This window comes from Nitrosomonas ureae (assembly GCF_001455205.1).
Classification (GTDB): Bacteria; Pseudomonadota; Gammaproteobacteria; order Burkholderiales; family Nitrosomonadaceae; genus Nitrosomonas; species Nitrosomonas ureae.
In genome coordinates, this window is sequence record NZ_CP013341.1 from 2,636,425 (window position 1) to 2,650,383 (window position 13,959).

General features: G+C 46.0%; 14 protein-coding genes. All 14 read left to right on the forward strand.

What is annotated here, in order from left to right; genetic code table 11:
• Window positions 1–3 precede the first annotated feature (3 nt).
• Complete coding sequence (locus tag ATY38_RS16870; protein WP_062559556.1) at window positions 4–4,308, forward strand: tape measure protein; 4,305 nt, start codon at window positions 4–6, stop codon at window positions 4,306–4,308.
• Window positions 4,280–4,480 carry a hypothetical protein gene (locus tag ATY38_RS12265; RefSeq protein WP_062559557.1) on the forward strand — a complete coding sequence of 67 codons (201 nt, stop codon included), beginning with the start codon at window positions 4,280–4,282 and terminating at the stop codon, window positions 4,478–4,480. The genes ATY38_RS16870 and ATY38_RS12265 overlap by 29 nt, the downstream gene beginning before the upstream one ends.
• Window positions 4,477–4,941 (forward strand): D-Ala-D-Ala carboxypeptidase family metallohydrolase, encoded by a 465-nt coding sequence (locus ATY38_RS12270; protein WP_062559558.1) that lies wholly within the window; start codon window positions 4,477–4,479, stop codon window positions 4,939–4,941. The genes ATY38_RS12265 and ATY38_RS12270 overlap by 4 nt, the downstream gene beginning before the upstream one ends.
• 2 nt (window positions 4,942–4,943) lie before the next feature.
• Window positions 4,944–6,398 carry a hypothetical protein gene (locus ATY38_RS12275; protein ID WP_062559559.1) on the forward strand — a complete coding sequence of 485 codons (1,455 nt, stop codon included), beginning with the start codon at window positions 4,944–4,946 and terminating at the stop codon, window positions 6,396–6,398.
• On the forward strand, window positions 6,398–7,657 hold the full coding sequence (locus ATY38_RS12280) for a tail fiber domain-containing protein (RefSeq protein ID WP_062559560.1): 1,260 nt from the start codon (window positions 6,398–6,400) through the stop codon (window positions 7,655–7,657). Before ATY38_RS12275 ends, ATY38_RS12280 begins: the two co-directional genes overlap by 1 nt.
• Window positions 7,641–8,027: a hypothetical protein gene (locus ATY38_RS12285; protein ID WP_062559561.1), complete on the forward strand. Its 387-nt coding sequence runs from the start codon at window positions 7,641–7,643 to the stop codon at window positions 8,025–8,027. Before ATY38_RS12280 ends, ATY38_RS12285 begins: the two co-directional genes overlap by 17 nt.
• Window positions 8,014–8,853 (forward strand): hypothetical protein, encoded by an 840-nt coding sequence (locus ATY38_RS12290; protein ID WP_062559562.1) that lies wholly within the window; start codon window positions 8,014–8,016, stop codon window positions 8,851–8,853. The genes ATY38_RS12285 and ATY38_RS12290 overlap by 14 nt, the downstream gene beginning before the upstream one ends.
• A gap of 2 nt (window positions 8,854–8,855) precedes the next feature.
• Window positions 8,856–9,098 carry a hypothetical protein gene (locus ATY38_RS12295; RefSeq protein ID WP_062559563.1) on the forward strand — a complete coding sequence of 81 codons (243 nt, stop codon included), beginning with the start codon at window positions 8,856–8,858 and terminating at the stop codon, window positions 9,096–9,098.
• A gap of 6 nt (window positions 9,099–9,104) precedes the next feature.
• On the forward strand, window positions 9,105–9,500 hold the full coding sequence (locus ATY38_RS12300) for a Mor transcription activator family protein (protein WP_062559564.1): 396 nt from the start codon (window positions 9,105–9,107) through the stop codon (window positions 9,498–9,500).
• A 66-nt stretch (window positions 9,501–9,566) separates the two neighbouring features.
• The gene (locus ATY38_RS12305) at window positions 9,567–9,818 is read left to right on the forward strand and encodes a hypothetical protein (RefSeq protein ID WP_062559565.1); all 252 of its coding nucleotides are present in this window, start codon (window positions 9,567–9,569) and stop codon (window positions 9,816–9,818) included.
• Window positions 9,815–10,351 (forward strand): hypothetical protein, encoded by a 537-nt coding sequence (locus ATY38_RS12310; protein ID WP_062559566.1) that lies wholly within the window; start codon window positions 9,815–9,817, stop codon window positions 10,349–10,351. Before ATY38_RS12305 ends, ATY38_RS12310 begins: the two co-directional genes overlap by 4 nt.
• A complete protein-coding gene (locus tag ATY38_RS12315) occupies window positions 10,348–10,809 on the forward strand; it encodes a hypothetical protein (RefSeq protein ID WP_062559567.1) in 462 nt (153 codons plus the stop codon). Before ATY38_RS12310 ends, ATY38_RS12315 begins: the two co-directional genes overlap by 4 nt.
• A gap of 2 nt (window positions 10,810–10,811) precedes the next feature.
• The gene (locus ATY38_RS12320) at window positions 10,812–12,788 is read left to right on the forward strand and encodes a hypothetical protein (RefSeq protein ID WP_062559568.1); all 1,977 of its coding nucleotides are present in this window, start codon (window positions 10,812–10,814) and stop codon (window positions 12,786–12,788) included.
• Between the two features lies 1 nt (window position 12,789).
• Entirely contained in the window at window positions 12,790–13,959 is a 1,170-nt protein-coding gene (locus ATY38_RS12325) for a hypothetical protein (protein ID WP_062559569.1), read from the forward strand.

Below are 13,959 nucleotides of genomic sequence, written 5' to 3' on the forward strand. Positions count from 1 at the left end.
AAAGTGACTACCGAAAATTACGATATCGTCATCAATGAGCGCGGCGGAAAAACCGTCAAGCGTACTCTGGATGATATTGCAGATAGCGCCAAAAGAGCCGCCGATAGCCTGGGCGGGATGGGTCTGCAAGGGGATAATTTTGTAGCCAGCCTGAAGCGACAAGCGGAAACATTGGGTTTCACTCGGGCGCAATTACTATCTTACGATGCTGCACAACTCAAATTAAATGCAAGTCAAAGGGAATCAGTAAATGCCAGCATCAGGCAGATCGATGCATTCGATAAAGCCAGATCTGCTGCAAAAAGTAATATCGATGTTATTGGTACGCTCAAAACTCAAATTATTGGCATTGCTGCGGCTTATGTATCGTTCCATGGTGTGATTGGTGGCGGTCGCGCAATTCTGGATGCCTCAATTGCAAATGAAAGGTTCACCAATTCTTTAATCCTCGGAACCGGATCAGTTCAGGCTGCAACTAAAGAGATAGCATTCCTGCGTGAAGAATCGGATAGGCTTGGTTTACAGTTTTCATCTACCGCAGAACAATACGCAAAACTTACCGCTGCTTCAAAAGGTACTCAATTAGAAGGTCAGGCAACCCGCGATATATTTATCGGTGTTGCGCAAGCTGCAACGGTTCTGGGATTATCCGCTGACAATACCGGCGGCGTGTTAACCGCTGTCCAGCAAATCATCTCAAAAAATAAGGTCTCCACTGAAGAACTGTTACAAATAGCGGAACGGGTGCCGGGTACGTTCAATACCGTATCCAGAGCTTTAGGCGTTACCGGACAAGAATTAAGCAGCATGTTGCAGAAAGGCGAGCTTCTTGCTGCTGACTTGTTGCCCAAACTAGCTGCTGAATGGCAAAGAACGTTTGGGCCCCAGTCAAGCGAAGCAGCCAAGGGATTGAATGCGCAAGTCAATCGCATGGATAATTCCTTGTTTGATTTGAAGCTTTCCATCGGCAGGCTTGGATTAATTGACGTATTTTCCAGTGGCATTGATTTTGTCACTAAATTTGTATCTGTGGTTGATAGATCCACCGATGCAGTGGGTAGGCTGGTTGCTAAAACCAAACAATTACCATTTGTCGGCGGTGCTATCGATTCATTCCTGGATTTCTTGCCAACCGGCCCCAAAGCATTAAGTGGATTAGTTGATTATCTTGATAAAGAAGTTTTGCCGAAACCGGCGCCAATAGATACCACGCTAATCGCACCGGAAAAAATTAAGAGCATTGTTACGCCAACTTCCAAACCTGAATTGCCAAGAGAGGTTTTGCAACAACTCAAGGCTGAGGCAAAAGAGCGGGAAAGATTATCTCTACAGCGCCAAAACGATGCTAAACGAGAGGTAGACAGCGCTCAAAAGGTTATTGATTCCCTGAAGCTTGAATCAAAAGAAATCGGTTTAAATGCAATTCAGAGAAAAATGCTTGCCGCTGCTAATGCTGCGTCCAAAGCTCCAAACGAGAAACTTCGATTGGAAATCATGGCAAGCGCGAATGCATATGCGCAACTTTCTCAAAAACAGGAAACCGCTCTTGCGCTTGAAAAAGATCTGCAAAGGGTTAAATCACTTACTGAATCTGTTGCCAGCCCACAAGAAAGACTCGCGGCCACAACTCAAGAACTCGATCGCTTACGGCAAGCCGGATTGTCGCAAGAAACCTACAACCGGGTATTGGCCAAAACCAATGATGAATTATTCAAGGTAAAAGAAACCGGACGGGATGTATTCGGAAGCTTGGATCAGTTTGCAATCCAGGGCGCGAGGAATATCCAAACTTCACTAGCCAATTTCCTGTTCAATCCCTTTGATGACGGTCTTGAAGGGATGGTGCGCGGTGTTGCGGATGCTGTTCGCAGGATGATTGCTGAATTTGCGGCGTTTAAGATTCTTCAATCATCGGGTATCTCATCACTCTTCAATTCAGGATTTGGCGGCGGTGCATCATCCTCTGGCAACAGCGCGGCAAACTTCCTCAACATAGCAAGTCTGGGCAATAGCTTAAAGTCAGGTTTGCGCAGCGGGTTTGGTATTCCATCCTTGGTTGGGCGGGGATTGTCTATGCTGCCAGGATCGGTGGGGGCATTTGGAGCTGGTTTGGCTGGAACCGGCGCCGGAGTATTTAGCGCTGCCGGTGGTGCGGGGACGGCATTTATCGGCGGCGCTGGTACCGCAATCGGCGGTTCAGGAATGGGGGCCGCAGCTGGACTGGGTTCATCCGTAGCCGCAGCTGCGGGACCGCTTGCGGTGGCAGCGATCGCCGATGTGGTATTCAGAATGCTTGCCGGTAATAAATCAACAGGTAGCAAAATTATTGATTCTATTCCTGTGATCGGAAGCCTGGGTGCTTTACTGTTCGGACACGGGCCGCTTAAATTCCGTCAGGAAGCACTCATAGGCAAGGCATCCGGAGAAGGTTTTGACGGTAGAGTTACCGACGTTTTCCGGGCAAAAGGCGGACTGTTTGTCGGCAATAAGCACCGTGAGCAAGCATCACCGAATGAAGCTGCATTCCTTGATCTATTTGATAACACGCTCAAAGGGTTCGGCACTTCTGTCAAAGGATTCGCTGACAATCTTGGGCTGAGTACAGATTCAGTAACCAATTTCTCCAAAGAAATTGACCTGAGATCGGAAAAAGGCAAGCGCTTAACCGAAGAAGCGATTCAAGAATTACTGGATAACCTGGGCAATGAAATCGCCGGGGGAGTCCTGGCCCAAATTGATGTAATAGCCAAATCAGGCGAGACGAATATCCAAACGCTCTCCCGATTGAGTGCAGAGTTCGATGTGCTGAATACTGCTGCCTTATCCACGGGTAGATCATTGAAAGAGGCGCGTGATGCAATTCTTAGCCTTCCTGCTACATTCCGCACGGAAGTTGTTGATCAATTAGGTGGTGTGGATGCGGCTGGCCAGAAAATCGGATTCTTCATCGATAACTTTGTAGACGATTCAACCAAGTTCAAGGTGATGTTTGAAGATCTGTCCATTCAGATGAACAAGCTTGGGTTTTCAGCTTCGATTACGCGCGATGAATTCACGAAGCTTGTTCAAAGTGTAGGAGCCGTTGGTGGCGTAACTAAAGATCAGTATATTGGTTTGCTTGACGTCATCGAGAAATTCGACAATGTAGACAAACTACGAACCAAGCTCAATCAAAGCACAAATAGTTTGGTCGAAAACGAGCGTTCTTTGCTGGATATCAGAAATGAACTGACTTCCACCTACCAAAAAGAGCGCTCAGAACTTGAAGGCACGATTTCTAAATTCAAGGATCTTGCCGGCCAATTGAGAGATTTCCGGCAAAGTTTATTGCTCGGAGAGTTATCGCCTTTAACCCCACGCCAAAAACTGGATGAGGCGAGACAACAATTCAACGAAGTGCGGTTGAAAGCAGCCACCGGCGATCAAAACGCGCTGGCCAAATTGCCCAATGTTGCGCAAGAATTCTTGAAGGCCAGCCAAACCTACAACGCATCTTCTGCTGCGTTTGTCAGTGATTTTAATTTGGTTCAGAGCGTTCTCAAAAATGCTGAGGGCGTTGCACTTTCCCAAGTGGATATCACTACGCAGCAATTGAAAGCGCTCGACGACAGTGTAGGCAATCTGGTTGATATTAACCAAAATACCAAAACCACTGCCGATATGGTTAAAGAGTTGGTTGCCACAAGTTTGAAGGGTGCGGGTAATCCATCAATATCGACTCAAACGATCAAAGATTATCTTGCTGCCAATCCTGGATTGACACCTCAGCAGGTGGGAACTAAAGCGGCTGAATTCGGAGTTTCAAGCGGTCAGTTATCAGCTGCGGGTTATGACATTTCTAAACTCAACCAATCCCTCGGTGGGGCCAGCGTTACTGATAAACAGATTATCGATTTCGTAAATGCCAATCGAAACAATCCGATGGCGATATACAACGCCGCGCGCGCCAATGGAATTTCATCCCGAAGATTATCCAGCGTGTCCGGAATATCCCTAACCGACATTGAAAAATTTGTCCGGGATAACGGATTGCAATCATTTGCTCGTGGAACTGACTTTATTCAAAAATCAGGTCTTGCCATGGTTCACCGTGCTGAAGCCATTGTTCCATCATCAACGACTGATGAGATTAGGAAGTTGCGCGAAGAAATCGTGCAACTGCGACAAGAGCAAAATGAACAAACTGGCGACATGATCGCTGCTACAGATATCACAAACAAACAAAACGCCAAGGTAATTGCAGAAGCTTTGATTGAAGTTGAAAACCGCAGGCAGTGGAATGAATCAAGAGAACCAAAAATTGCATAAAACGAGTAAAAAAATGGAGAAACCCGTTCTGAATAATAAATACATTGCTCCCGGTCTACTTAAAAACTGGATAAAAAGACTTAAGCAAAAGCGCGCAACAATGTCTGCGAATGGTAGTAACTGTGCTGATATTGACGCTCAATTAGAAAACTTATCTAAATATAACAAATGAATATTAATCAAAACCTTTCACCTCATTTCACCCTTGGTGAGCTTATTCACTCTGACAAAGCGGTGGAGCTAGGAATTGATAACACACCTCCTGATGAAGTTATTGAAAGACTGAAAATAGTTTGCTGCAGGATTCTTGAACCGGTGCGCGATCATTTCCATGCAGCATTTAAACCCAGCAGCGGTTTCCGGTGTCCGGAATTGAACAAGGCTATCGGTAGCGGTAATACATCACAGCATATTCGCGGAGAGGCGGTTGATTTTGAGATACCGGGTATTTCAAACTATGACCTGGCTACTTGGATATCAACCAGCCTGATTTACGACCAGCTAATACTCGAGAATTACACCTCTGGCATTCCGAATTCCGGTTGGGTGCATTGCTCAATCGTTAGCGGGAAAAACCGCATGCAATGCCTGACAATTAAAGGCAAATCTCGACAAGTGGGATTGATAGCTTAATTATGGCAGTCAATTTCACAGCCTGGCTCCAAGACACAACCGCGATCAGGTGCATTCTGGTCGAGGCTGTATCGAATATTGCAGGCGTGAATACTACCCATTATTTGTCTACAAAGAATTATTCAGATGATGTGGCCGGAAGGATTTATGAGCCGATCGTTTCAGCGAATTCAATCCAGCTAATAGAGCGCATGAGCATAGATTCTTCGCCTTCCATGTCATTTGGAGACGTCGAGCTCGTCAATGTTGACGGAGCGCTTGATAGCTGGTTAAACGATATCTGGGTTAACAAAGCAATAAACATCTATGCCGGTGACGTGCGCTGGTTACGCTCCGACTTTGTGACAATATTCAGCGGTACCATTGAAGATATTGATAGCCGATCAGCGCAAACTCTGAACATCAAAGTGCGCGACAAGTTGCAGCGGTTGAATACGCCCATCACAGAAACAAAACTGGGTGGATCCACGCCCAATAAAAACGAGATTATTCCATTGTGTTTCGGTGAATGTTTCAATGTTTCGCCGTTATTGAGCAACCCGGCTACGCTGGAATTTCAGACACATCAATCCGCCATAGAAGAGAATCTTGAGGTTCGTGTCAATGGCGTTCCTGTTGGACTGGTTAATGATATTGCGCATGGAAAATTTACACTTACTGTACAACCTTTTGGCAAAGTCACACTTAGCGTACAAGGCGATAAACCTGCATCATGGAATACTACAGTTGCATCGATTATCCAAAGAATCGTACAAAATTACGGTGGCGCCAACAAATTCACTTCCGGAGATCTGGATTCTGCCCAATTATCGGCCTTCGATTCAGCCAATCCTCAGCCGGTTGGGATTTATATCAGTGCGCGTGAGAATACCCTAGGCATATGCAACCAGCTTGCGTCCAGCGTTGGTGCGCAGTTAGTTATGTCCCGACTCGGGAAATTGCAGTTACTAAAACTTGAACTACCGGCACCCGGCACCCCGTTTGAGATTGGCCCGGATGATATCTTTGAAAACACAATCAGAATTTCCAAAAAGTTGCCTGTCAAGGCGGCATTCAAGGTTAATTACAATAAGAATTGGACTATTCAACCAGAATTGCTGACCGGCATTCCAGAATCACATAAGAAAATCTATGCGTCTGAATACGCAAGCGTAACTGTAGAGGATGCAACAGTAAAATCAAATTACGCGCTTGACAGTGAGCCCATACCAATTGATACCTTGCTACTTACTGCATCGGATTCAATCAATGAGGGTAATAGATCGCTTAATCTTTATAAAACACCTCGTTTTGTAATTACTTTTACCGGTAAACCCAGACTTGTTGAATTATTTCTTGGTCGAGCTGTGACATTGACTTATCCGCGCTTCGGGCTAGATTCCGGCAAGGACGGTCAGGTTATCGGACTGTCCATAGACTGGTCAACCCTGTACTCGCAGGTCGAGGTATTTGTGTAATGGCCGCGATCCTCAACGATCTTGATGCTTTCCTGCAAGCGGATACTCCACGCACCATTTCTGTCAATCTGGGTACGAATGTTAATGTTAATGGCACACTTGGCGGCACCCCCGTCAATACTGTCGTTACAAATGCAGCAAACGCAGCTGCGCATGCCTCTTCCAGTGGAAATCCACACAATGTTAATCTCACCCAAATATCCGGTGATCTGGATGATATCAATGATGGCGTGACTTTTTTTCGTACAAACGCTAACCAAGTTACCGGTGCAGGTCGTGGATTCAATGCATTGAATTCCAGTAGCGAATACATCAAATCTCTGAAAAGCACCCAACTCGCGGTAGTCGGCAGCAATCCATCTACTGGATGGGTTGGCGATGCTAACGGGTTCAGAATGTACCAATCTGGCGTGCTAATGGTAAATATACCGGTTTCAGGCAACCCAAGTTTCGGCGGAGATATTGTTGGCGGTGGCGACATTTCCATTTCTGGATACGGAAGCTTTACCGGTTCGGCAACTTTGGGCGGCAGGCAGGCATCTTTGCACGCAAACTTGAACGGCACAGCTGATAATGGGGTATCGGCATTTTCCGGAAACGGCTCTACTGACTCCGGATTGAAAGGATCTTCCTCCACCGGATATGGCGTCTTTGGAGAAGGAACCGGCGTTAATGCAACTGGCGTAAGAGCAACACACGTAGCTGGTGGCGTAGCTCTATATGTTGGCGGTCGAATGACCATGACAAATACAACACTGGTAACAAATCTTAATGCTGACATGGTTGACGGAAAACATGCATCGGCTTTATGCAACATTGTGCCCTGCAACACTGGAACTTGTACTGTTTCTGGGAATGGTTTTAATTTGAATGTGACTGGCTCTTTGGCGGCCACAGTTAGAACGAGAGGCACATCTAATTTTGCTTATATCGAAAATATTTCTGACGCCAGACTTAAAACAGAAATAGAACATGAATTTTTGGGTTTGGATTTCATTAATTCACTTACCGCAAGAACGTTCAGAATGATTGAAAATCCAGAGTTGCTTGCGCACGGATTGATATATCAAGAAGTCGTTAAATTATTGGGAAATAGAAAAGACTCATTAGCCAGCCTGAATAATGACGGAACCGGAGGAGTGGATTACAACGGCTTGGTTTCTCCCATCATAAAAGCAATCCAGGAACTATCAGCAGAGGTTAATTTATTGAAATCCGGCAAACGTAAAGGGAGGGTTATAGATGTCCAGAAAGCGTGAAGTAATACTTGATCAAGATGAAGACATTGTGGCTTATGAGCACCATTTGCCTGGTCGTATGGTTCGGGTAATGGTTGGATTTGGCACGATCTTGCCGGATGGTGAGTTTAAAGCTGCCGAAGAACAGAACTATGAAAACTTCATCATTCAAGGCGTCGGTTACGACAATCTCATGGCCGCTACAGAAACCAAGCCTGCCGGCGTGTTCAGAAAAGAAGACTTATGGCAATTCGTTGACCTGGGACGTGCGAACGTTGTCGCGGAGCGCGAAAAAATCATGCAGGAAAAAATCAAGAAAGAAGCCATTGCCGCGGCGATAGCTAAAACTGAGCTTGAATTGGAAGAAGCCAATAAAAATGTCAAATCTTAGAATATTGTACAAAAATATTTTTGACGATCACTCCGGGGCCGCAATGTCAGTTCCGGGATCCGTTATCGGACATCAGCTTAGCAACCTCAAAGATGATCAAAAAGCTAAAACCTGGAGGTCGGTAGATCTCTCGTCACCAAAAATGATCATTACTTGGGCAAGCGCTCAGGAAATCAGTGGCGTAGCGCTGGCATTTACAAACCTGATTGCGGGATCCACGTTCCAGATCACACTTTATGATGACCCAGCTGCCGGTACTCTGTTACATGATACGGGCGCGATTCCGGTTACTTACAATTACGACCCTCCGGTTGGATTTGATTCTATCGGTTCGGCTTCATTTGCTTACGGCGGCGGAGCGCACGTCTCTGCTTTCTTTAATTCCGTTTCAGGTGTTGAAAGAATGGAGATTGAATTAACCAGCGCGGGTAATCCGGACGGATACATTGAAATCAGCCGAATCATTGCCGGTAAATTCTGGGAGCCGAATGAAAACGCTGATTATGGTGCCAAGACTGATTTCATCGATACCACAACCGGGATGAGAACGTCGGCTGGTGATCTGATAACCGATCGCGGCACCATCACACGCGCGATGGAATTTTCCATGCAAGCCATGGATGCTCAGGATAAAGCAGCGCTTAACAATTTATTTCGATCTATTGGAAAAAGTCAGCCATTGTTCATAAGTCTTGTTCCTGGAAACGGTCCCATCACGGAAGAACAATTATCACAACAAATATACGGCAAGTTAGACCAGGATTTATCTGTAACACTTCCATTTTTCCAACGATACAGCGCGTCCAAACGCATTGTGGAGGTATAAAAATGTACTTTACACCAAGACGAAGACGATCAGATCATGCCACCGAATCATGTCCAATGACTCCTGAGCAGATCAAGGTAATGCTGCACAACCAGGAACAAATGATGAAAGACGTAGCGGATATGAAAAGGTATATGTTTGCTGGCCGAATTGTGGTCGGCACACTTGTTGTTATCGGTCTATCGCTGGATTGGGTGCGAGATCACGCTATCGTTATTCGTGCATGGATATTGCCTGATAAATAGCATCTCATGACGTCGGATATCAACATCTCATTGCTGCCAAAAACCCTGCAAGAAATAGCGCAGGAAATCGGCATTTCTGACACGCTGAAACTCGTGCGTCACTATGGCGGTACCAGCGTATATATACCCCGAAAGCTCAAAGTAGGGCATGAGTTGATTGCCGTTCTTGGCATCGATTCAGCCACAAAAATTTGTGAAAAGTTCGGGGGTTATGACAGAATAGAAATCCCTAAAGCTCAAATGTTAACCTTAGAGTTAAGAAATATTGAGATACTCAACGACAAGAAAGTTCTCAGCCGATCAAAAGTTGCGCGCAAGTATGGACTGACTGAGCGCCAAATCTCTAAAATTCTCCACAGAAATAAACATCCCCAGGTAATAGAGCAACCCGCTTTATTCTAGCAAATCATTCACGGGAACCGGTTCCCGCTTATCCATCTAGATCAGCAGTGCCATCATTCCTTCCAAATGGAAGGTATCAAAACATTATCCGCAAAATTTCATAGCCAATTCGACGACCACAAACTTTTTCGTCGACTTTTAATGCTGTTCATCTGCTTCATGACTTATCTGGTAACGGTGTGGGCTTTCGAGTTTGCTAACAATAATGCCGAGCATGTTGATGGCCTCCAGCTTGCCGCAATCATCACAGCGGTACACGCACCAATTACCGCTTTAACCGGGTACTTATCGAAATTGTACTGGGAAAAATCAAAATGAGTCTACCTTCGCCAACATTAATCAAAACCGGCTTAATCATTGCAGCAATCACCATTGTATTGGCATTGATAGCCATTGTTACTTACAAAATCTTTGATAGCGGACGTCTGCACGAGCGCGCTATTTGGCAGGAAGACAAAGCCAAAACCGACAAGGAGGCGGCAGAGCTATTGGCGCAGGAACGGGCAAAGTATGAAGCGGCTTTGCTTAAACAAAAATCCGATTTGATAGGGGCATTCAATGAATCTGAAAAACTTCGTAATGATCTTGATCGTGATCTTGCTGAGTCTCGCAAACATCGCATGTACGTCAGCACCCAAAAGCCAACGAGTTGTAGTGCCGCCGGAGAAGCCAAAGGCTCAAATTCCGGCGGAACTGGTGGAACAGGTGAGGAAGTTTACTGGCAAGAACTGGATCCAGGAGCAGAACAGGCTATTCGGAATACCTTCCGAGAAATAGAGGAAGGGAAAAACGCTTGTAAAGTTTTGCTTGATAAATTTGCGCTGCCAAATATGGAGATTGTTTATCCATGAGATCCGAGCTCTGCTATCAAGGCGGTTACAAATACCTACTTCAGAATCGCTATTTCGTACAGACTCAGATTTTTCCTGCTGAGGATATCGTAACCGAGTACATCACGCTGTTTAAATCCGGCTTGATGATTATCGAGCGTCGATATGCCTGGGACGGTCCGAGCGGTCCGGCGATCGATACACCCAGCGTAATGGCGGGTTCGCTTGTCCATGATGCCGGATATCAACTTATACGCGAAGGCTATCTACCAGAATCATTCAAGGCTGAATTCGATGCTTTGCTTAAAAGAATCATAAAAGAAGATTCTTGCCTGGATAAATCCCGATTCCAAAAACTTCGATGCGCAATCAATCGCATTCGTGCTGAATATTTTTACGATGCTGTGGAAATTTTCGGTACCAATTTCCTGCGTCAGCAGAAAAAAACAATTCGTCTTAAGCCCGACGTGGAGGTGTAGTCATGGTTACTAAAGCGCAAAAAACAAAAGTTACCAGAAAACTCGATATCTCACCATCCAGATTGCCGGTGCGTGGTCGTGCGGCTGCTGTCCCTTTGGGCGGCGGTAGTGGAGTGAGTTCTTATACTTACATCCGATACGCTTCTGATGCATCCGGGTCTGATTTTTCGGCTGATCCGGATAATTCTTTACAGTATGTTGCTTTCAAGACTACATCCACCAAATTAGTAAACCCTGTTGCTTCTGATTTTGATGGCCTATGGTTCCATTTCAAGGGCGATCCTGGTTCGGAGATTAATACATGGCTCAACGGAGTTGTAGATCCAACAACCGAAGGCAATGACGGCGATCATTACATCAATACTGCTACCGGATATTACTTCGGGCCCAAGGCATCCGGCACATGGCCAGCTGGGGTCAGTATGACCGGCCCTCCGGGAGAGGGTGCGCCGGGAGCGCCGGGGGCGGATGGAAAAACGATCATTTATGGAGTAGGCGCCCCCGATGAAGAAGTTGGCGGAGAAGGTGATACGTACATCCGTACGGATACGGATTTTATTTATGGCCCTAAAGCTGATGGTGTTTGGCCTGCCGGTAGAAGCTTGATAGGACCGCCAGGTGAATCCGGTGCGCCTGGTGTAAATGGAAAGACCATACTGTATGGAACGGTAGCGCCTACGACCGAGGGAGTTGATGATGATTTTTATATCAATACATCAACGAGCATGATCTATGGCCCCAAAGCAAGCGATACATGGCCGGCAGGTGTAAGCATGATCGGCCCAACTGGTCCCACGGGTGCGAAGGGCGACAAAGCTGGATATCCGTTCACTTTTAGCACCAACACAAATACCGGAGTAAATCCCGGATTACCATATTTCCGGTTCAATAATGCCAATAGCTCCGGCACGACTGAGATAGCTTTTCATAAAGTAACAAACGACGGCTTCGACATGACCGATGTCTTTGGAAGTTATGAGGTTGGAGGGCGATTATATTTTGAGCAACGAGACGGAAATAAACGCGCAACATTTGGCATAACCGCAATAGAAGCCAATGCCAACCATTGGGAATTTGGCGCTGCATTTATCTCAGGAGTTAATTTCGCTGGTAACGACATTGTATCGATAACTTATTTCGACTCATCCGAAACGCAGGTTTACGATAATTTAGAAGATCCTGATCTTCCTTCAGCCAGCTTGAATCCTGGTATGGCCGTTATCCTCAGTAACATCAGCGGCAATGCGACTGGTAAAAAAGCGATAGCTATTTCGGATGGTGCTTCTACTTATGACGGCGTTGGCCGGATGGTCATTGAGCATGATAACGAAACGCATGCGCTTGTTTTTCCGAATACCGGATTGACCTGGACCGCAAGCGATGTCGGTGGATTCGTTAGGTTAACAGCAAACGCTGCGCACGGTTTAACAAGTGGTGTTTGCGACAATAAAGCTAAATTGCATATTGGAACTGCTTCAACGGGTTTTGGCCTTTATGATCTTCTACCCATTACTTCAGTTGTAAACACTACCGTAATTCAAACTTCATTCCCTTGGCCTGGTGGCACACCTGCTGCGCCCTTGATTTCTGATGCTGGCGATACCGTTCAACTAAAGCCAACAATAATTCCTATATTAAGAAATAACAGTCGCGTCATTGTAGACGCAAATTTCATCGCCTCCGGAAGTGGTAACAAAACTGTAGTTGCTAAGTTTGGTGGTAGCGATATTTTTACTCCCGCAACCATCACAACAGCAGTCAATCTCCACATTCCGATTGAGATTTATAACAAAAATTCTACGACAGTTCAAGAAACGAGGGCTGGTATTGCCTCTGCAAACGGCGTTGGTACAAGTGCTGCTCCTGCTGTGCTGGGAGTTGATACTACCTCCCCAACCAACCTTACTTTCCACTTCTCATCCGCTTCCGTCAACGAGTTGATCGGGATTCGCAGTCGTCTAATCGAGGTTATTCATTAATATGGCTATCGGATTATTCTCCAGGCCGAAGCGTCGGCGTGCCCGTAACCTGAAAGATGTTTTTATTCCAGGCTTCGGTATTAAGTTTCCTCGCTCTGCATATAACAATGCTGATAGCGCCGGAGCTACAAGTTTTGGTGGAACAAATGGCCTATTAACCAGGCTCACTAATAATCCAAATTGGCGATTCGTGCAGTTTGACTTGTATCCTGGTCATATCACGCAAGGCCCAGGCGATTACGGAAAGAACAATCCTGACAGCCCTCTCAATAAGCTCAAAGGCAGAATAGCGACTTTGGGTGCCATGGGTGTCAAATCCGGCTTAATGTTCGTCCAGCGTGAATTCGATGTGTCTGTGGGTAATGATGTGCGTCAATTGCTTCCAGCACATTTAGTCAGCGCTCGCGGAACATTCAGTGCGACCGGAAAAACTACCCACATCATGTATGAGGGTTGCCTTGGCATTGAACCGGGTGTTGGGCAAGGTAGTGGCCAACGCGGTTATACATTTCAGTACAGCAACGCCATGATTCAAGCGTGGCATCGGGAATTCTTCGCGGCTATGGCCGCAGAGTTCGATGAGGATCCGAATGTCTTTGTTGTCGGAACCAGCGAATCCAGCTATGGAACTTTAAGCGTTCCTTTCGGAAGCGGCGCTAACAATCCCGAATCGGTTGCAAGTATGCAATCTGGACGGATACAAATGGTTAAGGATCTGAAAGCAGCTTTCAGAAAAACCGGCGTCTATCATGATATGAATCATTCCAAAGAATTAGCATTTGACTGGTACACAAATAACGTTCCAGCTCAAAGGGTGTGGCTTAGCGCGAGTAACACACACTGGAATGCATCCACAAATATCGCTGCGGCAGGGAATAATCCAAAAGGCGCTTTGCGTTATTACCAAGATTACTCTGGAATATTGCCTAAGTTCTGTCAGTGGCAAGGCGATGATATGAATGAAATCAACCCTGCAACCGGCGTCTTGCATACCATGCAGGATTTCCATGATCGTCTCACATCGGCATATATCGGTGCGAATATGTGCCTGATCCAATACAAACTAACTGCACCCAGCGGTAATGTCTTTTCTGATTATGATGATTTTATCAAGACGCTTCCGTATCCGCATGGCGGCTTGGTTTCTACTCGCCCAACGTTCGTGGTTTAA